The sequence below is a fragment of the Alkalihalophilus pseudofirmus OF4 genome (genome assembly GCF_000005825.2).
Lineage (GTDB): Bacteria > Bacillota > Bacilli > Bacillales > Bacillaceae_D > Alkalihalophilus > Alkalihalophilus pseudofirmus.
In genome coordinates this window covers 1,696,042-1,717,307 of the sequence record NC_013791.2, presented here as the reverse complement: position 1 = coordinate 1,717,307, position 21,266 = coordinate 1,696,042, and the positions used below count along the sequence as shown (strand labels likewise).

Here is a 21,266-nt window from a genome sequence, read left to right as displayed (position 1 = left end):
CTACTTCCTCCTTTTAGATACCATAGGCGCAGTGAACCTCTTTCGATTAAATGGGTTTATTAAAAAGGCAGCTAAAAACTCTTTATAATTAAGAGATACTACAGGCTCAAGGTAAGAAAGCTTAAATGATTCTAGTTGACTGAGATACATCAGGATACTCAAAAAACTAAGAACAAATCCGTACACACCAAAATATGTGGCAAGCAGCAACGAATAGATACGCAAGATCGTCACTGTTCCCGTTAATGATTGATTGACAAGAGTATAGGTTGCTACTGCTGCTACAGCGACCACAACAAGCAGGGTAGGAGAAGTAAGTCCTGCACGAATGGCTGCATCTCCAATAATTAAGCCACCTACAATTGAAATGGTCTGCCCAACAGCGGTCGGCATTCGAATGCCCGCTTCCCTAAGAAGTTCAAACAATATTAATATGAGTAAAGCTTCAATTGGCAAGGACAACGGAAGGCCTTCGCGTGACACCACGATCGTTGCGAGCAAGGCAAATGGCAGCTGATCTACATTGACATTCGTAATGGCTATATAAGCTGCAGGAAGGAAAATAGCCGTTAACAAGCCTATAATTCTTAATAGCCGCTGAAAAGCTACAATGAAATAAGGAAAGTGAACATCCTCTGGTGACTTTAATAACAGAAATAAGTTCGTTGGACCAATCAATACACTCGGGTTCCCATCAACTACAAGCACAAAACGTCCGCGCAGCATGCATTCAATGGCAAAATCCGGTCGCGTAATGTAATCAAAATGTGGAAAAAGAGAAAACGTACGATCAGAAAGCCATTGCTCTAACTGCCCGCTGCTCGTAACCCTCTCTGTTTCAAGCTTTTCTAAACGGCTGCGTATTTCATCAAGAGCCTTAGTATTTGCTTTTCCTTTTAGGTAGAGCAAGGAAACTTTAGTGTGACTTAACGAACCAAGCTCAAATGTTTCATTATTGAGAGTTTCTGTTTTTAGCCTTTTACGAATGAGCGAAATATTTACAGGAAGATCTTCAGTGAACCCGTCTCTTGGGCCTTTTAAAGAGATTTCCGTTTTTGATTCTTCCGGTGTTCTTTGCGGCAGCTTAGCAATATCTACTGCATAAAAGCATGTATCGCCATACTTATAAAAAAGCAAGTAACCAGAAAATACACTCCTCATCATGTCAGTAAACGCTGTTAGTTTACGAATAGGAGGGAGGTCGCTCTTCAAGTTTTTCGGGCAATCCTCTGTGATATAAGTAAGAAGATCGTTAAAGTATTCATTGTACTGAGACGTATCTGTCATCCCTTCACAATAAAATGCAAGAACAGCTTCGCTTGGTTCTGAAGGGATAAACATAACATCAGCACTACCTTCGAATATCGCTTTGAGGTCCTCTTCTTTAAGCTGGCCTTCCTTTAAGGCTTGCTCTAGAATATTCTTATCTGTTACAGCCTTTTGGTTTCTCATCATGTTGTTAATCCTTTCTTTTTAGGCAAGAAACTTATGATCAACAGGACCCATGTCATTACTATTCCAAATAGGAAAGCAAAGGGATAAAAGTACATCTTTAACGTGGTCTGCATCCAAATATCACTAATGTGCATCACCATTAGAGTGCCAAAACCCAACGCCGGAATAATGATGAGGCTGTACCTAAGTTTAGACGAGTTGATCCTTAGTAAATCAGGCAATAGATATAAACACAAAGAGATGCGGATAATCGTACCGCATAAAAGTTGAAGAACTGCTAGTGCATCGACATGAGATACATGATCGCCAATTGTTACTAGACGCCACTGCTCAAAAGCAGGGAAACGTAAATCAGCAGCCACATTAGGACCAAAAGCCGCTAAAGCCCCCATCGTCGGTCCAATAATTAAACCCGCCAAAATGGTAATAAGCAAAACGATAAAACCATAAGACACAGGTTTGTTGAAATAATGATGCAATAAAAAAAGAACAAGTAAATCGACACTGCCGCCCAAAATAATGACTACTCCTTGAATAATAGAAGCTTGCTCATCTGCAAAAATCGGGAACAAAAAGGAATATCTTTTGCTCTCTATCGTGGTAAATGCTACAAAATGACCAAGTATCCATACAAGGGGCAGCAATATAATTGAAGTGTAAACAATCATTTTTAAGCCCTTTAACGCAGCCCATACGCTTAATACAAGAAAAGGGATTACAACCACCCAGGTCGGGGTCATAGGCATAAAATAAATTTTGACTGAGGCAATTAAATCAAAGAATGATATGAATCCTATCACCACGATATACAAGAAAAAAAGGGTCATAAGGACAGAAGGGATGTGTCGCCCGGTCCGTTCTTTTAGCCACAGGAAAAGGGGCAGCCGTTGTTTATTTTTAGAAAGAATATAAGTAATAAGCCCACCCCATGCAAGCAATATCACATAGGAAATGAGCACACAAACCCAAGCATCTCGTTTAGCAGCGCCAAGCAAGTGAGGAACAATTAACACATGGTTTGAAATTCCGATAAATAAGATAAGTACAAAAAGAAGCTGCACCCGAGAAAAGGTCATAACCTAATCACCTACTACATCCGTTTATGGTAGGTTTTGATTCATTTTGTTAAATTATGCTTATAAAATGAGAAAGGTATTTAAAAGAGGGACTACTTCAGTTAAGTTATAATGAGAGATAAACTGAGAACAAGAGGGGATAGCAAATGGTTGAATTTACATATGAGCGAAAAAAAAAGAGAAAAAGCACTGGGTCTACCTCATCTAATTTAGCCTATTTGTCGTTGTAAACTCCACTTCATTTATCATAAGAGGGGAATACCCGCGAGCAGTGTCTAGCTTCTTCTTTTTTCGATTGTTTTTTATTTCAGCCTGAAAGAGAAATATTGGGCCGCTTTGATCGTTAAAGGGATGGTGTGGCTGTATGCGATCGTTTTAGTTATTATCATTATTGTTCTTTTGTTGCAATAACACGTGCCAGATTACATACAAAGGAGGGGGAAGTGTGACCCAATTAGTAGATATTCTAATGGCCTTACTTATTCCTATTTTACTTATCATTCTCATAGTTTTAATTATAAAGTGGCTAGGTTCTCTTAAGCCCCCAAAGCCGGATTCAGAACTAGAAGAAATCAAAAAGCAGCTTGATCGAATAGAGAAGAAAGTTGATAAATCAGGGTAAAAGAATAACGCACAGAAGCAGAAAACTTCTGTGCGTTTTGCGTCTAACCTTTTACTTTACTTGAATCCTGCCTTCAACGTCTGGAATGTCTTGACGTGACTGAAGTGAGTCAATCAAGATCGTACTTAGTAATTCTCCGCTGTCAAATTCAATGTTCTCTATGCTGAACATATTAAACCCATCTCCGCCTGCTGCTGTAAAGTTATTTGTCGCTACCGAATACGACTCACTTACATTAAGTTCTTCCCCATTTACAAACACTTCCTCGACACGACTTCCTGCAGGCTGTGCTGGATTAAACGTAAACGTTAATCCTGACACATGAAGGAATCCACCATTTTCCTCTGGATAGACTCGTACAGAATGTTCAAGAGCAGCTAAAATTTCTTCACCTGTTAGCATCGTTCTTACCAAGGTGTTATCGAAAGGAAGGGTAGTGAACACATGATTCCTAGTCACTTCACCTGCTGGAATGGACGCACGAATGCCGCCGCCATTTGTTACGGCGATATCTGTTTCGAGTTCATTGCGCATTGCATCTGTAAGAAGGTTGCCAAGGTTTGTCTCCTTCGTGCGAACATTCGCTCGTTCTCCGTCTAAACGTACATTTGTTGAGGCAATCACCTCATCCATTTCACGATCTACTTCTACTTTATAAGATTGAAGAATGGAAGAGATCTCTGGATCTTCTGTTTTCTCAGCACCATCTCTATACAAGAATCCATTCACACCGACTAACTGATCCTCATGGAAAATAAGGTTTGTATGACCTAGTGCTTTGCCGTATTCAAATGCCTGAGTCACATAACCATGCTCGTATTTAACTGGCGTTTCTAATGTATCGTGGCTGTGTCCGCCAAATATCACATCGATACCCTCAACTTCATTTGCGATCGAACGATCCGTTTCTAAACCTGAATGAGAAATAGCAAGGATGGTGTCTACCTGTCCTTCAAGTTCGGCCACAGCTTCTTTTGCTGCCGTAACTTCATCTTCAAACGTAATGCCTTCAATACCTGCAGGATTCGTTTTCTCCGCTGTGTCTGTGGCTGTTAAACCAACAAGAGCGATTCTCTTTCCGTCTTTCTCAATCATTGTATAACCATCTAGATAAGGGTTACGATCCTTTAGAATATTGGCACTTACTAGAGGGAAGTCTAGTTTATCTTTCAATTCGAGAAGATAGTCTTGTCCGTAGTTAAAGTCGTGATTTCCCGGAACCATTGCATCATAACTCATGGCATTCATCGCTTCAACAGCCGCTAAGCCTTTGTTAAAGTCAACGTAATTTGTACCGTGGAACGTATCTCCTAAATCAACTAGAAGAGTCGGATTCTCGTTGCGGGCCTGGTTTGTCAGCTCGCTGATTTTTGCTAATCCTAATTCACCATTTTCCGAGTTATGCATGATTCTGCCATGCATATCATTCGTATGAATCACACTCACAAAATCAAGCTCATTTTCTAAGCTGTCAAAGATGTTTTTCATTTCCTTTTGATTTAAAGGCTTTTTCGGCTGCAATACATTCGTTGCATCAATAAGACCTAATGCTTCTGCAGCTGCAAGCTCCGCGTAATAAGAAGAGTCGATTGCGTTGAAGTCTCTATAAGACTCAAGTAATTCTTGAGAATACGAATCTCGTAAATTAAGTGCGCGAATTAAGAATACATACGCCTGTTCACGAGTTACTTTTTCATTAACACCAAATGGCGATTCACTTACCTCATCCTCAGATACAATGTTCGTGCGGATAGCCGCTTCGAAATAAGGTTTTAATTCATCATTAACATCTGTAAAAGGAACCTCTCCATCTTGTAAATCAATCCCGAGATTCGTTACTAATTCCTGTACAAAATCTCCTTTTGACACTGGCTCATTCAAAGATTTGGCATCAGCCATACTCGGCAAAAAGCCGGAGAATGCAAGCAATACAGCTAACAGGGAAATAAGTATACTCTTACGATTCTTCATTTAATCACTCCTTATCTAGTTAATGTATAAACACTTATTAGTATAAGGGAGAAAAGAATTCAAAAGATTTATTTATTTTAAAATGGCAAGAAATAGACTTTAAGTCACGGGTTATTTCTAGTAACAAAGAATGTCATATTATACATAATAAGGTAGTCGCAAATATTAAGTTAAAGATTCATTGTTTAATAAAACTCATTCGATTATAATCTAATTAGATAATCATCTAATCGTTTAGATTCTGAAAACAACGCCACTTTTTTTTCGATTGAAAGGAGGGGAGACATTGTCATTGTTTAAATCGTGGAGAAAAGAAACAAATTATCAATTTCTGTTTTGGGCGGGGATGATTAATGGGATAGGCAGCAGAATAAGCCAGATCGCCATATTTGGGCTTTTATATCAATTGACAGGTTCAGGAATGGCCATCGGTTTGGTTCTTGCCATTCGAATGATTCCTTTTCTTATCCTTGCACCGTTAGGAGGGATGCTCGCAGATCGTTTTTCCAAAAAAAAGTTGTTATTTACCGTAGATCTCTTTCGAATTCCAGTGGTTTTATCCTTACTTCTTGTTCAAGACTCTTCGAATGTTTGGTTAATCTATTTAATAACCTTTGTACTTGCAAGCTTAGAAGCTTTGTATGTACCTACTAGAATGTCTGCGATACCCTTCTTAGTCAAGCAAGATCGGCTCATAGATATTAATTCCTTAGAACAAGCAATGGTTGGATTTGTTTTAGTAATAGGGGCAGCATCAGGCGGAGTCATCGCTTATTATTTCGGACTGTCAACTTCGTTTGTTTTAAATGGGATCACCTTTTTGTTGTCAGCTTTGCTCATAGCGAAAGTTAACACCCCTTTTGATACCCATAATGAAAAAGGAAATGAGCCTTTGTTTTTATCAAGAAGGAAATTATGGTCATCAGCTGCCCTAATCACGTTCTTTTTTATTGCTGTAACTATGCCACTCGCAAATGGCATCGACAATGTCCTTGTCAGTATCTATGCTCTTGAAGTATTTGAAATGGGGGAGCTTGGAGTAGGCTTTCTATATGCAGCTTTAGGGTTAGGTTTTATTTTCAGCTCAATGTGCTCTAGCTTTCTAAAGCGATCCTTATTAGCACTAACTGTTCTTTTTATTGCCTTTGAAGGCCTTGGACATTTATTATTGAGTATAGTTCCATCTTTTTCCACAGCTATATACGTAATCATATTCATCACATATGTAGGTGGCTTAAGTAACATTTGTATCGATACGGTGATGATGAAAGTGATTCCCCGTCGAAAGCAAGGGACCATTTTCGGCTTTATGCAAGCTATATCAAATACAGCGCTCAGCTTATCAATGGCGTCCGCCGGATTTCTTTTAGAAGTTTTCACTCCTAGAGAATTGAGTTTACTTGTAGGAGCAGCTTACATTGCCTTCACTATCTTATATTCGATTCTGTTTTCGAAATTGAATCTTGTAAAGGAGAAAAGAGAGTTGTTGAGAGGTATGAAATCAGCGTAAAAATCGATAAAAGGAGTATTGAAGAATGGAAGTTAGATTGTTAAATGCGATTGAGAACCCACCTATGGACCTGCTGTTGCTCGCAGACCCCTCTGAAAAATTAATAGCTGACTACGTTTAGCGAGGGGAATGTTTTATTGCTGAGGAGTCCGGTGAAATAATTGGTGTGTTGGTATTATTGCCTACAAGACCTGACACAGTTGAGCTAGTGAATGTAGCTGTATGTAATAACATGCAGGGCCGGGGTATTGGCAGGAAATTAGTAGAGTTTGCTGTAGATTCAGCTAAAAAGCAGGGATTTAAAACAATTGAAGTAGGAACCGGTAATTCAAGTATTGGCCAGATCGCACTTTATCAAAAATGCGGGTTTCGAATGATAGGAGTAGATGTGGACTTTTTCATCAGACATTACGAGGAAGAGATTTATGAAGATGGGATTCAGTGCAGGGATATGGTCCGGTTATCGCAGGACTTGTTGTAAAAAAGTACTGATGCAAAGTGGAATAAATTGGTATTATAAATATAAAAGAGCAATTGCTAATAATGTAATACCATACAGTTTTCATACCAATGAGGTGACCAAATGCTGGATTTCTTCTTTTCGAATTTATTTTACATTGTATTGATTATAATAGTCTTGCTGTTCATACGTATAAACTCTTCCTATTCAAAGCGCAGGGCTAAAGTAAATGAAGATATGAAACAGCTGCAGCAGCGAGTGAACGAGCTTGAACGAAAGCAGGATAGTCCTTATAAGGAGAAGTGAGGATCGCATGGATAAAGAAACATTTAAGAGTCTTATGACATTCGGTGCTATAGTTGGCGCGTCAGGTTTAATTATATTATTATTCAGTGTTAACATTGGCCTCGGGCTATCACATTCTTGGCTAAACTCACAAGGCGGAATGGCCGATACTCATCTTTTTGAGACGGTTACGAAAAGCTATACAAACGCCATTATCATTATTGGCGGTGTACTATTTGCCTTAGGTTCTGCTGTTATTACCGCGGTTCAATTTATAGATCGGTTGAAAACCCCAGTGTAATAATTCAGGAGAGTAAAGGAGCTTCCTCACACGGAAGCTCCTTTTATATTTAATCTACTATATCTATAGCTCATCCAATTTAGTTAGAAATACCAATATTAATCTCCTTGTTCTATTTATATTAAAAGATAGGAAACTATAAATCATTCATAAATGAGACACCAATACCAAAAACTTATGCAACAAATCATAAAATCAGCACGAATCTATAAATAACTTCAAGAATAATCTGTATACAATTAAATTAATACATCTAGGGGGTAGGTAAAAATGAATACGGTTACAAACGGTAAAGTTAAACGTTATACAGGAACCAAGCTCAACACAAAAGGCTGGCAGCAAGAAGCGGTATTGCGTATGTTGATGAATAACTTAGATGCGGATGTAGCGGAACGTCCGAAAGATCTTGTTGTTTATGGAGGGATCGGAAAGGCTGCTCGTAATTGGGAAAGCTTTGATGCGATCGTTGACAGTTTGAAGAAGTTAGAGGCTGACGAGACCTTGCTTGTGCAGTCGGGTAAACCCGTTGTCGTTTTTAAAACACATACGGATGCTCCGCGTGTATTACTTGCTAATTCAAACATCGTACCAGCGTATGCAAACTGGGAGACCTTCCACGAGTTAGATAAGAAAGGCTTAATGATGTACGGGCAAATGACAGCGGGAAGCTGGATCTACATCGGCTCGCAAGGAATTGTTCAAGGGACATATGAAACTTTTGCCGAGCTTGCTAAGCAGACATTTAATAATACTCTCCAAGGAACGATTACGGTAACTGCCGGTCTTGGCGGCATGGGCGGGGCTCAACCGTTAGCTGTAACAATGAACGGTGGCGTTTGTATTGCCATTGAAGTAGACGAGACACGAATTGACCGCCGTATTGAGACTCGTTACACCGATGTAAAAGCTGTAACTTTAGATGAAGCAATCAAACTAGCTGAGGAAGCTAAGCGTGATGGCAAGGCATTATCAATTGGGTTGTTAGGCAACGCAGCTGATCTGCTTCCAGAGATGATTAACAGAGGGTTTATTCCAGATGTGTTAACCGACCAAACTTCTGCTCATGATCCATTAAACGGCTATATTCCATCTCAAATGTCATTAGAAGAAGCGGCAGAACTACGGGCAACGGATGAGCAAGAATACGTGAAGCGTTCAAAATCGTCAATGGCACAGCATGTTCGAGCGATGCTTGAGATGATGAACCGCGGGTCTGTGACATTTGATTATGGTAATAACATCCGTCAGGTAGCTAAAGATGAAGGGGTAGAAAATGCATTTGATTTCCCTGGTTTTGTACCGGCGTATATCCGCCCACAGTTCTGTGAAGGGAAAGGGCCGTTCCGCTGGGTAGCGTTATCCGGAGACCCTGAAGATATTTACAAAACAGATCAAGCGATTCTTCGTGAGTTCGGTGATAATGAACATCTTTGTAACTGGATCCGCATGGCGCAGGACAAAATTCAATTTCAAGGGCTGCCGTCTCGTATTTGCTGGTTAGGTTACGGAGAGCGTGCACGATTCGGAAAGATTTTAAACGACATGGTCGCAAGCGGCGAGTTAAAAGCACCAGTCGTTATTGGGCGTGACCACCTTGATTCAGGTTCGGTTGCCTCACCTAACCGTGAAACAGAGGGAATGAAGGATGGGTCAGATGTAGTCTCTGACTGGCCGATTTTAAATGCGATGGTTAATGCTGTCGGCGGTGCAACATGGGTTTCTGTTCATCACGGAGGCGGAGTAGGAATGGGGTATTCTCTGCATGCGGGCGTCGTTATCGTAGCAGATGGTACGAAGGAAGCTGAAGCTCGCATTGAACGCGTTCTGACAACTGACCCTGGGATGGGTGTCGTCAGGCATGCAGATGCAGGATATGACCTTGCTAAGAAAACAGCACGTGAGAAGGGTATCAATATGCCGATGCTAAAAGACGAGAACTAAGAGGAGAGATAACATGAGTAAAGCTATATTTATAAGACATGCAAATGAAGTGATTACGTTAAAAGGAGGCTCAGATGCGCCTCTTACAAAAGAAAGAATGGAAGAGCTTCATATTATTAAAGGCGGAAGTGTGTGGATTGAGGACGGTAACATTCATGCGGTAGGAACAGACGAAGAGATCCTAGCAGACTATCAAAATCGTTTGGATGAAGCTGAAGTAATCGATGCTCGCGGAAAAGTGGTCGCACCTGGTTTTGTAGACCCGCACACTCACCTTGTTTTTGCTGGCAGCCGTGAAAATGAATTTAACATGCGCCTAGAAGGGTCCTCTTATATGGAGATTATGAATGCAGGAGGCGGCATTCATGCTACAACGCGCGCCACAAGAGAAGCAGGTCAAGAGCAGCTTTTCACTGAAAGCAAACGACGCTTGGATAAATTTTTAATGCATGGTGTGACTACAGTCGAAGCAAAGAGCGGCTACGGGTTATCACTTGAACATGAAATGAAGCAGCTTGAAGTAGCCAAAAAACTAAATAACTCACATTGTATCGATATCGTTTCCACCTTTATGGGAGCTCATGCGGTGCCTGGTGATTATAAAGAAAATCCAGATCAATTTGTCGATATTGTGATTAATGAAATGATCCCTAAAGTCGCTGAAGCAGGGCTAGCTGAATTTAATGATGTGTTTTGTGAACATGGGGTGTTTACGCCTGAGCAATCAAAACGCATTTTAGAAGCTGGTCTCAAGCATGGACTGAAGCCTAAGATTCATGCGGATGAAATTGAACCTTACGGCGGTGCGGAAACAGCAGCAGAAGTCGGGGCAGTGTCTGCCGATCATCTTTTGAAAGCATCTGATGAAGGGATGAAAATGATGGCTGATAAAGGAGTCATCGGTGTTCTCCTGCCTGGTACAGCCTTCTTTTTAATGGCCGATTCAGCAAATGGACGCAAAATGATTGATACCGGTGTTCCTGTTGCACTCTCTACAGATTGTAACCCAGGGTCATCGCCAACGGTTTCCTTGCCGCTCATTATGAATCTCGGATGCTTGAAAATGGGGATGACACCGGCAGAAGTCATTACAGCAACAACGATTAATGCGGCACATGCCATTAACCGCGGTCATGAAGTTGGAAGTATTGAAGTTGGGAAGAAGGCGGATGTTGTCATTCTTGATGTTCCTAATTACATGCAGCTTCAATACCATTACGGCGTCAACCATACCGAAACGGTTATTAAAGGCGGCAAGGTCGTGGTAAATGGGGGAAGGCTGGTATGAGCAGCTATCCATACCCGCTCTTAAATCCACCGCCATTCAGTTGGACTAGGGGAGAAAACGTATCAGAACCAAAAGTGCACCAATGGATAGAGCCCATTGATGCACATCATCAAGAAGAATGGGGAGCTTATGATGCTGTCATATTAGGAGTTCCTCTTTCACGCTCCTCGATCTCTGCATCAAGTGCAAGCGAGAATCCTGAGGCATTTAGAAGAGCGTGGAAGTCATTTACTACGTATAACTTAGATGAAGAGCTCGATTTATCAGAACTTAGAGTCGTTGATCTGGGTGATGTGAGGGAGCATGTAACTGACATTTCAATCTGTCATCAAAATATCCGCGACGCGATGAAAGCCATACAGTCAAATCATCCAAATTCTCTTCCCATCATGATCGGAGGCGATCATTCGATTACGGCACAGCTCATCAAAGGCTATAAAGATATCCATCCGAAAGAGCGAGTGGGCATTCTGCAGCTCGATACTCATTTTGACCTGCGAGACCTTACAGATAACGGTCCTTCAAACGGTACGCCGATCCGAAACCTGCTTGAGAATCAGGTAGTTCGCGGGGAGGATGTATACAATATTGGTTTGCACGGCTTCTTTAACGCACGTTCGCTCAAAACGTATGCTGATGAAGCTGGTGTGAATTATATGACGATGAAAGAAGCACGTCAGAAGGGGATGGAACAAGTAATCGGTGAAGCCCTCAGCAAGCTTGAAGCGAAGGTCGATAAAATCTATTTCACGGTTGATATGGATGTATTAGATATTAGCGCAGGACCAGGTGCCCCTGCTGCGACCCCAGGCGGGATGTATGTACACGAATTACTAGAAGCCGTTCAAATAGCCGGCGCTTCACAAAAAGTATGTGCGATGGACATCGTATGCCTTGACCCGACAAAAGATGTAGCACAAGCAACCGTCAAAACAGGGGTCCATGTGATGCTTTCCTTTTTAACTGGTTTTATGCAACGAAAAGAGCAGTAGCTGCTGCTCTTTTCATCTATTCTCTTATTCTCAGCTTTAATTCCTTGTATTCTTTCAACTGATATTCCAATAAGTATTCCTAAACTGCTGGTCCTTTGGGTACAGCGAACCATTCTATCAATTTTAATTGCTGCGCCGATTGCTTATTTATTTTATAAGTAATATATGCCTCCTAGAGCGAGATGCTTTAGGAGGTTTTGTGTTAAGGCAACTTTTTTGGACAAGTTTAGAAGTGTTAGCTTTCTATAATAAGTGTTCTCTTTAACAAAAAGATTGCTATAGACCCACACAAATGTCGTTTGGTAGGATATACTAGCACGTTTGAACGAGAGAAAGAATTATAGAGGTGGTAGTATGAGCAGTAATTTTAAACAAGCAGAAACTGCTACTTGGATTGGTATTATTGTAAATGCGTTATTAGCTATTATAAAAGGGGTTGCTGGCTGGCTTACAGGTAGCCGTGCACTGATTGCAGATGCTGCTCACTCAGCATCCGATATTGCAGGATCATTTGCAGCTTTGTTTGGCCTTCGGACAGCACAAAAGCCTCCAGATGAAGATCATCCATACGGTCACGGGAAAGCTGAGAACATCGCAACCATTATTGTGGCCATTTTATTAATCATCGTAGGGGTAGAAATTGCTTTTTCCTCAGCAAAAGGATTTTTAGGAGAAGCCCCAAGTTCTTCACCTGGCTGGATCGCACTGATTGTCATTCTATTTTCGATCGGTGTAAAAGAAGTGATGTTTCAATATAAATATAGACTTGCTAAAAAGATCGACAGTCCTGTGTTATTAGCAGAAGCATGGCATCACCGCTCAGACGCCTTATCATCTATTGCTGCATTTATCGGGGTGCTTGGATCGATCATTGGTACATACAGTAATAACGCGGCACTTCTTTATTTAGATCCGTTAGCTGGTATTTTCGTCTCTTTGCTCGTAATTAAAGTAGGGTTCTCGTTAGGAAAAGAATCAAGCTTAATTATGATGGAACAAGTATTAGATAAAGAGAAAACAAAGCCGTTCATGGAAACGATCTTAAGTGTAAAAGGCGTAAAACGAGTTGATGAACTGCTAGCAAGAAACCACGGGCATTACGTTGTCATTGATCTTAAAGTAAGTGTCGAACCGCATATAAGTGTAGAAGACGGTCATTCGATTTCAAAAAAAGTGAAATCAAACCTTTTAAACACCCATCAAAATGTAAAAAAAGTCATGATTCATATTAATCCTTATAGAGAAGATAATTAATAGTACATTTATATAGTCAGTTAAAAGGTCGTCATTTCTTAAGAAAGCATTTATTCAAAAATTCTAATCAAAAATGGAAAAGAATAGAAAAGTGATATGTCAAAGTGTAAAATAGAATATGAAATATCTATTTAAGGAGGCGTAAACCATCGATCTAACTATTTCCGCAACCATACTTGTTACGATTTTATTTTTTATCATCGCTATTTTCCAAGTACTACTTTCCTTAGGTTTCCCTCTAAGAGAAGCAGCCATGGGCGGTTATTATAAAGTCTTGCCTGTCCCGCTTAGAATAGTTAGTGCTTTCAATGTTTTAATTCTTTTATTTATGGGTTATGTATTCTTAGTACATGGGGGTGTGCTCACTAACGCCATTTTTAGTTTGCCAACAAATGTATTAGTTTGGGTGTTCACGATTTTTCTAGGAGTGAATACTTTTGCAAACCTTATTTCAAAAAGTAAAAAAGAGAGAGTGATTATGACTCCGCTCTCTGGAATGGCTTTTCTATTGTGTTTGCTCATGATTATCTAATTAATCGAGTAGGAGGAGGCGACTAGCCTCCGACCTCTCACACCACCGTACGTACGGATCCGTATACGGCGGTTCACTTAGGTATGACGTAAGTGGTTGTATCTATCTACTAGACTTTTTAGCTTTTTCTTTCGCCAAAACTCTAGGTTAAGCGTTGTGTTTAAAACAGGACTGTTCGAGATGCGCCAATATTTCTTGCGGGAATTACCCCATTCATAGGCTTTCTCCTTGGGAACTCCAAGTGAGATAAGCCTTTTTGTTTTGGTTTTAGGTGATTTCCATTGCTTCCATAGACACATCCGAAGTCTTCTTCTCAGTGATTCATCAAGCCGTTTAAAGGGAGTTGGCGTATCCGCCAAGGCAAAATATCCACACCATCCAACGAGATATTTATTGATCTTCTCAATGCGCTCTTCCATTGAGATGGAATGCCTAGTAACCTTATGCCACCATTCGGTTTCGGGATTTCGACCCGTCTGACTGGCATAGGCTCGTAGGTTCCGTCTTTAATTGAATTTCGGATTTCGTCCCAGTTAAGTAGAAGATGCGCTCGTAGGGATTTTACAGGCATTTCATCTACACCATGTTTACCCTTATTCTTTTCGACCCTTTTAAGAGCCGAAATCAGATTGTCCCGTGACAACAGTTGTTTCATCATTTCGATACATCCTCTCACGTGAATGTCCGTTCTATTTGTGCCATTGTTTATTCCACCCTCTTAAAGTCCCCCACGGGATTCACCGTTTCCTCCTTTAAGTAAGTCCAATTTGGATTGTCTGTATCATCATAAACAATGAACGCCTAGTCGCACATTCTTCCTAAATGTTCGGTCCTTCCTCGACTATCTTAAGCTAGTCGAGTACTATGACCTCTGCTGACTTCTGACTGTTCAGCTATTTATCGCTAAATAGGTTACCGAGTGTGCTCGGCTTTTCAGTCAGACCTCCCCAGGTAAGAGTACAATCTTTCCTTCCATCTATCTGCTTCATTTACTCTGTATCACCTTTGGCAGAAAGGGCTTCGTCTTGTCTAGCAGACTCATCCAATGATACCTAGCCTTATATGAAGTTCGTGTTCCTCAGACCGGAAGTTTGCCGCTCGCTTCCTTCAGATCCTGCGTCACCACAGGCACCCTTGCGTTAAGCTACTGTTACTTCTGCCTTCACAGTTCGGGACTTTCACCCTATAGATTGCACCCATGCTGGGCGCACTAGAAAAAACAGCCTGAGCACCCTCAGGCTGTTTTATATCACTGTAATTTAACCCTTACTCGCTTTGTCAATTGGCGAATGAGCCAAAGACCAGCTGCAATGATCACTATCGTCCCAATAAGCGACGTAAAAATGGGTAGCTCTGGAAAGGTGAGATTGATTGAATTTGCGATGGGATGAGCAATCTCTCTTTCCCAGAATAAATCAGTTAGTGCGAGAAACATAACCCCAACCGCAATAAACGCCATTCCTATAAGCCAGCCGAATTTATAGAATCCAACGGAGATGATCCAACCTCCTATATAATAGGATAAGATGATCAAGCTAGTAGATAGGATAAATGTTAGCAAGTTGAGATCTGTACCTAAAGAATCTAATTGTCCTGTTCCAGGTGAAAAAGCTGTCAATGAACCTATGAGCATCAAAACAGCTGATAGTAAAGTTGAGATGATGATAATGCTTACAGCTAAAAGAGCCGCAGCGATTGATGTACCCAAAAACACATCCTTTCTCGTCACGCCATTTCTAACATAGAAATTAAAGAAAGCAAAACAGGCCATAATCCCACAGACAAGCATAAAGATCTTAGATGGTTGATACATAAAAGCATGAAACGCTAGATCTAGGTCCACACTATCTCTGAGAAAGCGTCCAAGTAGTAAATAGACCACTAATACACTTGGGATAAACCAAGCCACCCATTTCATTTGCATCAAATAGAAATCTAATGTAACTTTCTTATATCTAGAATTTTTATCAATCCCCATTTTAATCCTCCTCGCCTGTTAAATGGATAAATAAGTTTTGAAGAGTAACTGTGCTGATTTCCACACCTGATTGTCCAGCTTCTACTAAAAGATTTTCACTTACTTCACCATACACCATCACTGACTTAGTGCCCCCAAGCTGCTCAGCATGAATGCGGTTCAATTCACGAGTGAGCGTATCAACTATTGCGGCCTCACCAGTAAAGGTAACCCCACGGCTTATTACCTCATCATACGGTTCATCAATTACCATTTTTCCATCCTCAATGATAAAAACGTGATCAAATAAATATTCCATCTCCGAAACTAAATGAGTAGAGAGGATCATAATTCGCGGATGCCTCTCTTGTTCATTTAAGACTTCCTTATAAAACAACTCACGTGTAGGGGCGTCCATTCCTCGATAGGCCTCATCAAATATCGTAATTTTTGATCTGCTTGCAAGCCCAAGGATGACATTTAGAGCAGATTGTTTTCCGTCTGATAGTTTATAAATTGCTTTATCAAGTGGCAGCTTAAATTTTGCGGCAAGTTCTTTTGCATAAGTCATGTCAAAGGCAGGACGATAACGTTTATGGAATTCAAAATAGTCCAAAGGCGTATCATATTCCTCTTTATAGTCCGCTTCAAAAATAAAATTTACATGTGGCATGATGCGTGAACTTTCAAATGGGTTCTCACCATCTATAGTAATTGTACCTGATGAAGGCTCTACAAAAGAGGCGAGGAGGGAGAGAAGAGTGGTTTTACCAGCCCCATTCCGACCGACTAAACCGTAAATCCCTTCCTGATTAATCGAAAAGGAGATATTTCTTAATGCTTCAAATTGTTTGTATTTTAGCGAAACATTGTTCAGCTCTAATTTAAAGGTCATTCGTATCACGCTCCTTTAATTTTTTGATAATATCATCTAGTTCTTGCTCGCTCAGCCCCAACTTATCAGCTTCTTCGACCATAGGCTGAGCAAAGTTTTCAATAAATACATCTTTCCGTTTTTGTACCAGCTTTTCTTTAGCACCTGCAGCTACAAACATTCCAACACCTCGTTTTTTATAGATAATCTCCTCATCGACGAGCAGGTTAATTCCTTTAGAAATCGTGATGTGGTTCACTTTATAAAATTGAACCATTTGCGTAGTAGAAGGGATTTGATCATGCTCTTTTAATTGTTCTTTGAAAATTTGATCCTCTATTTTTTCTTTGATTTGCAAAAAGATTGGTTTCTTTTCATTAAATTGACTCAACAGCCATCACCACCTTGTTTTACCTCAATAACCAAGTAAGGACGATAAGGTTATATAGTTATATATATAACTATAATCCTATAGAGGTGTATATGTCAACAAGAGTAAAAAGAAATATTTCATTCAAATATTCATTTGATTAAACAAACCTCTTCCTGCTATACTATATTCAAACAAACATTTGATTGAATGGGAGGAATGAATGCGAGCAGTAACGATTCATGCGAGATATATAGCTATGATGCAGAAAAGGTAACACGTCTAAAAAAGGGATTAGAAAAGGAAGAGCTAGGCGGGGTCGCGCAGCTTTTTAAGGCGATAGTTGACGTGAACCGGGCAAAGATCACATACTCTTTGTGTGAAGAAGAGGAGTTATGCGTATGCGACATAGCCAACATTATTGGTTCCTCCGTAGCAACAGCCTCTCATCATTTGCGGACTCTCCATAAGCAAGGCGTTGTAAAGTACCGTAAAGAAGGGAAGCTTGCTTTTTACTCACTAGATGACCATCACATTAAACAGTTACTATTAATTGCTTTAGAACATAAGAAAGAAGGGAAGGCACATGACTGAAGCACGAGCCAGAATCTCAGAGGAAGAAAGTAAGACCTATCGTGTTCAAGGATTTTCTTGTGCAGGGTGTGCCAAAACGTTCGAAGAAAATGTGAAGCATCTGGATGGTGTGTCTGATGCACAAGTGAACTTCGGAGCCTCAAAGATCACGGTTACAGGAGCAGTCAGTATGAAAGAACTTGAGAAAGCAGGAGCGTTTGAAAACCTCCAGCTTAGAAATGAACACGAAAAAGCCGCTCCTCACATACCGTTTTGGAAGCAGAAAACGACGATTAAAGTGTATATTGCCATTGCTTTATTACTGATGAGTTTTCTTTCTAATTATATAGTCGAAGAAGGAAGCTCACTGCCTTTGATGTTGATTATCCTCTCTATCTTAATTGGCGGATATACATTGTTTATTAAAGGCCTGAATAACTTAATTCGATTGAAGTTTGATATGAGCACATTGATGACAATTGCCATCATTGGCGCAGCCTTCATCGGAGAGTGGATTGAAGGCGCTGTTGTTGTCATTTTATTTGCCATTAGCGAGGCGCTTGAGCGATATTCAATGGATAAAGCAAGACAATCCATTGCCTCACTCATGGATATTGCACCTAATGAAGCACTCATTCGCCGCAGGGAGCAAGAAATGTTGGTCAATGTAGATGAAATCGAGATCGGTGACATTATGATTGTTAAGCCTGGCCAGAAACTTGCGATGGACGGAGTTGTCGTAAAAGGCATATCTACCATAAACCAAGCAGCCATTACGGGAGAGAGTGTTCCGGTGATGCGATCGGTGGATGATGAAGTGTTTGCTGGGACATTAAATGAAGAAGGTCTGCTTGAAGTGAGAGTGACGAAGCGGGTAGAAGACACGACGATCGCTAAAATTATTCATTTAGTAGAAGAAGCTCAAGCGGAAAAAGCACCATCTCAAGCATTTGTTGATAAATTTGCCAAATACTATACTCCGGCAATCATTATACTCGCGGCACTTATCATTGTCATTCCACCAATGATGCTCGGTGGAGAGTGGAGCGAATGGATTTACCTTGGTCTTGCCACATTGGTCGTCGGATGTCCTTGTGCCCTTGTTGTCTCCACCCCGATTGCAGTCGTTACAGCGATTGGGAATGCTGCCCGTAGCGGAGTATTAATCAAAGGCGGTGTTTATTTAGAAGAAGCAGGTGCATTACGTGCGATTGCTTTTGATAAAACCGGGACATTAACTAAAGGTGTACCAAATGTCACAGAGATCGTTACATTAAAAGGTGAAGAAGCAGAGACGTTAAAAATTACCGCAGCAATAGAAAAAGGCTCCCAGCACCCGCTTGCTTCAGCTATTATGCGTAAAGCAGAGGATTCCGGGTTAGACTTTCACTCGGTGCAGGTTGAAGAATTCCAATCCCTTACAGGTAAAGGACTTAAAGCTCAAGTAGATGGTGTACAGTATTACGTAGGAAGCCCTGCCTTATTTCAGGATCTTCATAAAGAAATCGAATCAACTATACACGACCTCATTATCCAGCTGCAAAACGAAGGTAAAACAGTGATGGTCGTAGGGACAAAAAACGAGATTCTCTCCTTAATAGCTGTGGCAGACGAAGTAAGAGAATCATCTAAAGAGGTCATTCAAAAGCTTAATCAAATAGGTATCGATACAATGATGCTGACGGGCGATAATAGAAGAACAGCAGAGGCAATCGGCAAGCAGGTAGGTGTTAAGAACATTGAAGCAGATCTCCTGCCAGAAGATAAGTTAACCTATATAAAAGGGCTTAACGATAAGCACCAGCGTGTTGCAATGGTTGGTGACGGGGTTAATGATGCACCGGCCCTTGCTGCTTCTACTGTCGGAGTAGCGATGGGCGGTGCCGGAACGGATACTGCCCTTGAAACAGCCGATATCGCTCTTATGTCAGATGACCTTAGCAAACTTCCTTATACGATTCTATTAAGCCGCAAGGCACTCACGATTATTAAGCAAAACATTACTTTTTCTCTTGCTATTAAGGCATTTGCTCTACTTTTAATCATACCCGGCTGGCTGACATTGTGGATGGCTATTTTTGCAGATATGGGAGCGACGCTATTAGTTACACTAAACAGCTTACGCCTAATGAAAATGAATGATAACGAATAAATCAAAACCAACGCCTAAGCATCTGCTTTAAGCGTTGGTTTTCTTTCTCGAAGATTGAAGACTCAAACTTACATACCGTATGATCCATATTCCCACTATAAATAGTATTGCAGTCAATGCGACTGCAATATCCCTGCCAACTGGGTTAAACCAGCTCGTTTCAGCTGGTAAGAAGGACATCGCTAGTACAACTGAGATAACTAAGTGAACTAGATTAGCTGCTAGTAAGAACCTCACGTCTATTTTAGTTGATAGAATACCTGCAATTGCTACAAACAGTAATGAAGCTATAAACAAGAAGTTGGCATCCTCTTGCCTAAGGTGCTGGCTATACTCATAAAAATGAAACAAAAAGGCAGCTGGGATTAAGCTACACCCAAAACTTACTATTCTTATCATTTGTTCTCCTTTTCTACTAAAACCTATATTTGTTCATACTACTATACATTAACACCATTTGTTTTTAAGTTTACACATGTTAATAAACAGGTAATAGATAAAAGCTTGCTTATTTTAAACCTTCATAGCAAAATAGAATTAATGATAAAAAAAAGGGGTAATAGGAATGCTTAGCATGTATGAATTTTTTAAAGAGAGAACTTGGGATTTAACGGAAAAATGGTATGCAAATCTAGATCATTCATTAGAAGGCGTATACAGTTTGAAAAATGAGAGTGAGATTAATCAATTAAAAGAACAAAATCATCAATTCCATGTTAATTTTTGTGAATTATTTAATGGAAATACCACGAGTACACATGCGAAATTTAATGATTGGTTAGATGAAATTGCGAAAGACCAATCTCACCTTAATACACCATTAGACCAAATCATTGGCGGATTTTTAAATGTAAAGATTATATACCATGACTTAATTCAAGATTATGTCGAGTATCTAGATAACAAGCCCTCTCACGCGGAAGTGAATGAGTGGAATCAAGTGATCCGCAATGCGTTTAAATCGATTATTCAAGAATTCAGTAAGCGTCATTTACAAGAGCAAGGACGCCTACTACAGTCACAGCAAGAAATGATTACAGAGCTTAGCTCACCTGTAATTCTGATTAAAGACCAAATTGCTATTCTGCCATTAGTTGGGGATATTGATACATACCGAGCCAAAATCATATTCGATAAAACACTGAAGCAATGTAATGACTTACAAGTGGAACATCTTGTCATTGATCTGTCTGGTGTACCAATTATTGATACAATGGTAGCCAATCAAATCTTCCATGTCATCAGCGGCCTTGAATTGATCGGTACAGAGACAAGCTTGTCAGGCATGCGTCCAGAAATTGCCCAAACAGCCGTTCAACTAGGCATTCGATTTAATGAAGTGAAGTCTTTTTCGTCTTTATCACAAGCATTATCAAGACTTATTAATAAATAAATGAATAAAAAGAGATGAACAATAAGATTGACGTTCATCTCTTTTTATTTGTTAAATTCTCACTTAAATTATAGTCTGATGGAGGAGAGAAGAGGGAGGCTCTCTATATCTTATCCGCTAGATTCGTATTTCGGTCCTATCCTGAGTCAAACACTCTAATGATATCTTAGCCTCTTTTTTTGAATCCGTTAGAATATTCAAACACTAGATACCCGAAATATGTTATCCTTATTAAAATACTTTTATCAGTTAATGTGCTA

At 40.2% G+C, this 21,266-nt stretch carries 19 protein-coding genes and 3 pseudogenes; 14 read left to right on the top strand and 8 right to left on the bottom strand.

The window, feature by feature from the left end; genetic code table 11:
• Together BPOF4_RS08620 and BPOF4_RS08615 are read right to left on the bottom strand one after the other, a co-directional pair.
• Window positions 1-1,455, bottom strand: coding sequence for a spore germination protein (locus BPOF4_RS08620; protein WP_238446494.1), 1,455 nt, complete (start codon window positions 1,453-1,455; stop codon window positions 1-3).
• The gene (locus tag BPOF4_RS08615) at window positions 1,452-2,531 is read right to left on the bottom strand and encodes an endospore germination permease (protein ID WP_012958738.1); all 1,080 of its coding nucleotides are present in this window, start codon (window positions 2,529-2,531) and stop codon (window positions 1,452-1,454) included. Before BPOF4_RS08615 ends, BPOF4_RS08620 begins: the two co-directional genes overlap by 4 nt.
• Window positions 2,532-2,976: 445 nt before the next feature.
• On the opposite strand from BPOF4_RS08615, the gene BPOF4_RS22180 reads away from it, so the two are divergent.
• Window positions 2,977-3,153: a hypothetical protein gene (locus BPOF4_RS22180; RefSeq protein ID WP_012958737.1), complete on the top strand. Its 177-nt coding sequence runs from the start codon at window positions 2,977-2,979 to the stop codon at window positions 3,151-3,153.
• A gap of 51 nt (window positions 3,154-3,204) precedes the next feature.
• Here the strand turns inward: BPOF4_RS22180 and BPOF4_RS08610 are convergent, their stop codons facing one another.
• The gene (locus tag BPOF4_RS08610) at window positions 3,205-5,124 is read right to left on the bottom strand and encodes a bifunctional metallophosphatase/5'-nucleotidase (protein ID WP_012958736.1); all 1,920 of its coding nucleotides are present in this window, start codon (window positions 5,122-5,124) and stop codon (window positions 3,205-3,207) included.
• A gap of 286 nt (window positions 5,125-5,410) precedes the next feature.
• Here BPOF4_RS08610 and BPOF4_RS08605 point away from each other — a divergent pair, with 286 nt between their 5' ends.
• The 10 genes and pseudogenes from BPOF4_RS08605 to BPOF4_RS08565 all read left to right on the top strand — a co-directional run bounded on the left by BPOF4_RS08605 (window position 5,411) and on the right by BPOF4_RS08565 (window position 13,687).
• Window positions 5,411-6,634 (top strand): MFS transporter, encoded by a 1,224-nt coding sequence (locus BPOF4_RS08605; protein ID WP_012958735.1) that lies wholly within the window; start codon window positions 5,411-5,413, stop codon window positions 6,632-6,634.
• Window positions 6,635-6,659: 25 nt separating this feature from the next.
• A pseudogene (locus BPOF4_RS08600) lies at window positions 6,660-7,115 on the top strand (GNAT family N-acetyltransferase).
• Window positions 7,116-7,256: 141 nt separating this feature from the next.
• Window positions 7,257-7,400 carry a hypothetical protein gene (locus BPOF4_RS22525; RefSeq protein ID WP_218959105.1) on the top strand — a complete coding sequence of 48 codons (144 nt, stop codon included), beginning with the start codon at window positions 7,257-7,259 and terminating at the stop codon, window positions 7,398-7,400.
• Between the two features lie 7 nt (window positions 7,401-7,407).
• Window positions 7,408-7,680: a hypothetical protein gene (locus tag BPOF4_RS08590; RefSeq protein WP_012958731.1), complete on the top strand. Its 273-nt coding sequence runs from the start codon at window positions 7,408-7,410 to the stop codon at window positions 7,678-7,680.
• A gap of 270 nt (window positions 7,681-7,950) precedes the next feature.
• Entirely contained in the window at window positions 7,951-9,621 is a 1,671-nt protein-coding gene (gene hutU / locus BPOF4_RS08585; protein WP_012958730.1) for a urocanate hydratase, read from the top strand.
• A 13-nt stretch (window positions 9,622-9,634) separates the two neighbouring features.
• Complete coding sequence (gene hutI / locus BPOF4_RS08580; protein ID WP_012958729.1) at window positions 9,635-10,909, top strand: imidazolonepropionase; 1,275 nt, start codon at window positions 9,635-9,637, stop codon at window positions 10,907-10,909.
• The gene (locus tag BPOF4_RS08575; protein WP_012958728.1) at window positions 10,906-11,901 is read left to right on the top strand and encodes an agmatinase family protein; all 996 of its coding nucleotides are present in this window, start codon (window positions 10,906-10,908) and stop codon (window positions 11,899-11,901) included. The genes hutI and BPOF4_RS08575 overlap by 4 nt, the downstream gene beginning before the upstream one ends.
• A 12-nt stretch (window positions 11,902-11,913) precedes the next feature.
• A pseudogene (locus BPOF4_RS22640) lies at window positions 11,914-12,063 on the top strand (YjiH family protein); the annotation flags it as partial.
• A gap of 192 nt (window positions 12,064-12,255) precedes the next feature.
• Entirely contained in the window at window positions 12,256-13,155 is a 900-nt protein-coding gene (locus tag BPOF4_RS08570; RefSeq protein WP_012958727.1) for a cation diffusion facilitator family transporter, read from the top strand.
• A 253-nt stretch (window positions 13,156-13,408) separates the two neighbouring features.
• A complete protein-coding gene (locus BPOF4_RS08565; RefSeq protein ID WP_012958726.1) occupies window positions 13,409-13,687 on the top strand; it encodes a hypothetical protein in 279 nt (92 codons plus the stop codon).
• A 77-nt stretch (window positions 13,688-13,764) separates the two neighbouring features.
• On the opposite strand, the pseudogene BPOF4_RS21630 reads toward BPOF4_RS08565, so the two are convergent.
• From BPOF4_RS21630 to BPOF4_RS08545, 4 genes and pseudogenes are all read right to left on the bottom strand, one after another.
• Window positions 13,765-14,345: pseudogene (locus BPOF4_RS21630) on the bottom strand (group II intron maturase-specific domain-containing protein).
• Window positions 14,346-14,936: 591 nt separating this feature from the next.
• A complete protein-coding gene (locus tag BPOF4_RS08555; RefSeq protein WP_012958724.1) occupies window positions 14,937-15,665 on the bottom strand; it encodes a hypothetical protein in 729 nt (242 codons plus the stop codon).
• 1 nt (window position 15,666) lies between these two features.
• Window positions 15,667-16,539 (bottom strand): ATP-binding cassette domain-containing protein, encoded by an 873-nt coding sequence (locus BPOF4_RS08550; protein WP_012958723.1) that lies wholly within the window; start codon window positions 16,537-16,539, stop codon window positions 15,667-15,669.
• Window positions 16,529-16,912 carry a GntR family transcriptional regulator gene (locus BPOF4_RS08545; protein ID WP_148229507.1) on the bottom strand — a complete coding sequence of 128 codons (384 nt, stop codon included), beginning with the start codon at window positions 16,910-16,912 and terminating at the stop codon, window positions 16,529-16,531. Before BPOF4_RS08545 ends, BPOF4_RS08550 begins: the two co-directional genes overlap by 11 nt.
• Window positions 16,913-17,107: 195 nt before the next feature.
• On the opposite strand from BPOF4_RS08545, the gene BPOF4_RS08540 reads away from it, so the two are divergent.
• A complete protein-coding gene (locus BPOF4_RS08540; protein ID WP_012958721.1) occupies window positions 17,108-17,482 on the top strand; it encodes an ArsR/SmtB family transcription factor in 375 nt (124 codons plus the stop codon).
• On the top strand, window positions 17,475-19,613 hold the full coding sequence (locus BPOF4_RS08535) for a heavy metal translocating P-type ATPase (protein WP_012958720.1): 2,139 nt from the start codon (window positions 17,475-17,477) through the stop codon (window positions 19,611-19,613). Before BPOF4_RS08540 ends, BPOF4_RS08535 begins: the two co-directional genes overlap by 8 nt.
• 27 nt (window positions 19,614-19,640) lie before the next feature.
• Here BPOF4_RS08535 and BPOF4_RS08530 read toward each other — a convergent pair whose 3' ends face one another.
• Window positions 19,641-20,012 (bottom strand): hypothetical protein, encoded by a 372-nt coding sequence (locus tag BPOF4_RS08530; protein ID WP_012958719.1) that lies wholly within the window; start codon window positions 20,010-20,012, stop codon window positions 19,641-19,643.
• A 166-nt stretch (window positions 20,013-20,178) separates the two neighbouring features.
• On the opposite strand from BPOF4_RS08530, the gene BPOF4_RS08525 reads away from it, so the two are divergent.
• On the top strand, window positions 20,179-21,006 hold the full coding sequence (locus tag BPOF4_RS08525; protein WP_012958718.1) for an STAS domain-containing protein: 828 nt from the start codon (window positions 20,179-20,181) through the stop codon (window positions 21,004-21,006).
• The last annotated feature ends 260 nt before the right edge of the window (window positions 21,007-21,266 follow it).

Excerpts from the sequence above, each read along its gene's own strand:
- BPOF4_RS08620 (WP_238446494.1), bottom strand. The coding sequence starts at position 1,455 with ATGATGAGAAACCAAAAGGCTGTAACAGATAAGAATATTCTAGAGCAA.
- BPOF4_RS08615 (WP_012958738.1), bottom strand. The coding sequence starts at position 2,531 with ATGACCTTTTCTCGGGTGCAGCTTCTTTTTGTACTTATCTTATTTATC.
- BPOF4_RS08610 (WP_012958736.1), bottom strand. The coding sequence starts at position 5,124 with ATGAAGAATCGTAAGAGTATACTTATTTCCCTGTTAGCTGTATTGCTT.
- BPOF4_RS08590 (WP_012958731.1), top strand. The coding sequence starts at position 7,408 with ATGGATAAAGAAACATTTAAGAGTCTTATGACATTCGGTGCTATAGTT.
- hutU (WP_012958730.1), top strand. The coding sequence starts at position 7,951 with ATGAATACGGTTACAAACGGTAAAGTTAAACGTTATACAGGAACCAAG.
- hutI (WP_012958729.1), top strand. The coding sequence starts at position 9,635 with ATGAGTAAAGCTATATTTATAAGACATGCAAATGAAGTGATTACGTTA.
- BPOF4_RS08575 (WP_012958728.1), top strand. The coding sequence starts at position 10,906 with ATGAGCAGCTATCCATACCCGCTCTTAAATCCACCGCCATTCAGTTGG.
- BPOF4_RS08570 (WP_012958727.1), top strand. The coding sequence starts at position 12,256 with ATGAGCAGTAATTTTAAACAAGCAGAAACTGCTACTTGGATTGGTATT.
- BPOF4_RS08565 (WP_012958726.1), top strand. The coding sequence starts at position 13,409 with ATGGGCGGTTATTATAAAGTCTTGCCTGTCCCGCTTAGAATAGTTAGT.
- BPOF4_RS08555 (WP_012958724.1), bottom strand. The coding sequence starts at position 15,665 with ATGGGGATTGATAAAAATTCTAGATATAAGAAAGTTACATTAGATTTC.
- BPOF4_RS08550 (WP_012958723.1), bottom strand. The coding sequence starts at position 16,539 with ATGACCTTTAAATTAGAGCTGAACAATGTTTCGCTAAAATACAAACAA.
- BPOF4_RS08540 (WP_012958721.1), top strand. The coding sequence starts at position 17,108 with ATGAATGCGAGCAGTAACGATTCATGCGAGATATATAGCTATGATGCA.
- BPOF4_RS08535 (WP_012958720.1), top strand. The coding sequence starts at position 17,475 with ATGACTGAAGCACGAGCCAGAATCTCAGAGGAAGAAAGTAAGACCTAT.
- BPOF4_RS08530 (WP_012958719.1), bottom strand. The coding sequence starts at position 20,012 with ATGATAAGAATAGTAAGTTTTGGGTGTAGCTTAATCCCAGCTGCCTTT.
- BPOF4_RS08525 (WP_012958718.1), top strand. The coding sequence starts at position 20,179 with ATGCTTAGCATGTATGAATTTTTTAAAGAGAGAACTTGGGATTTAACG.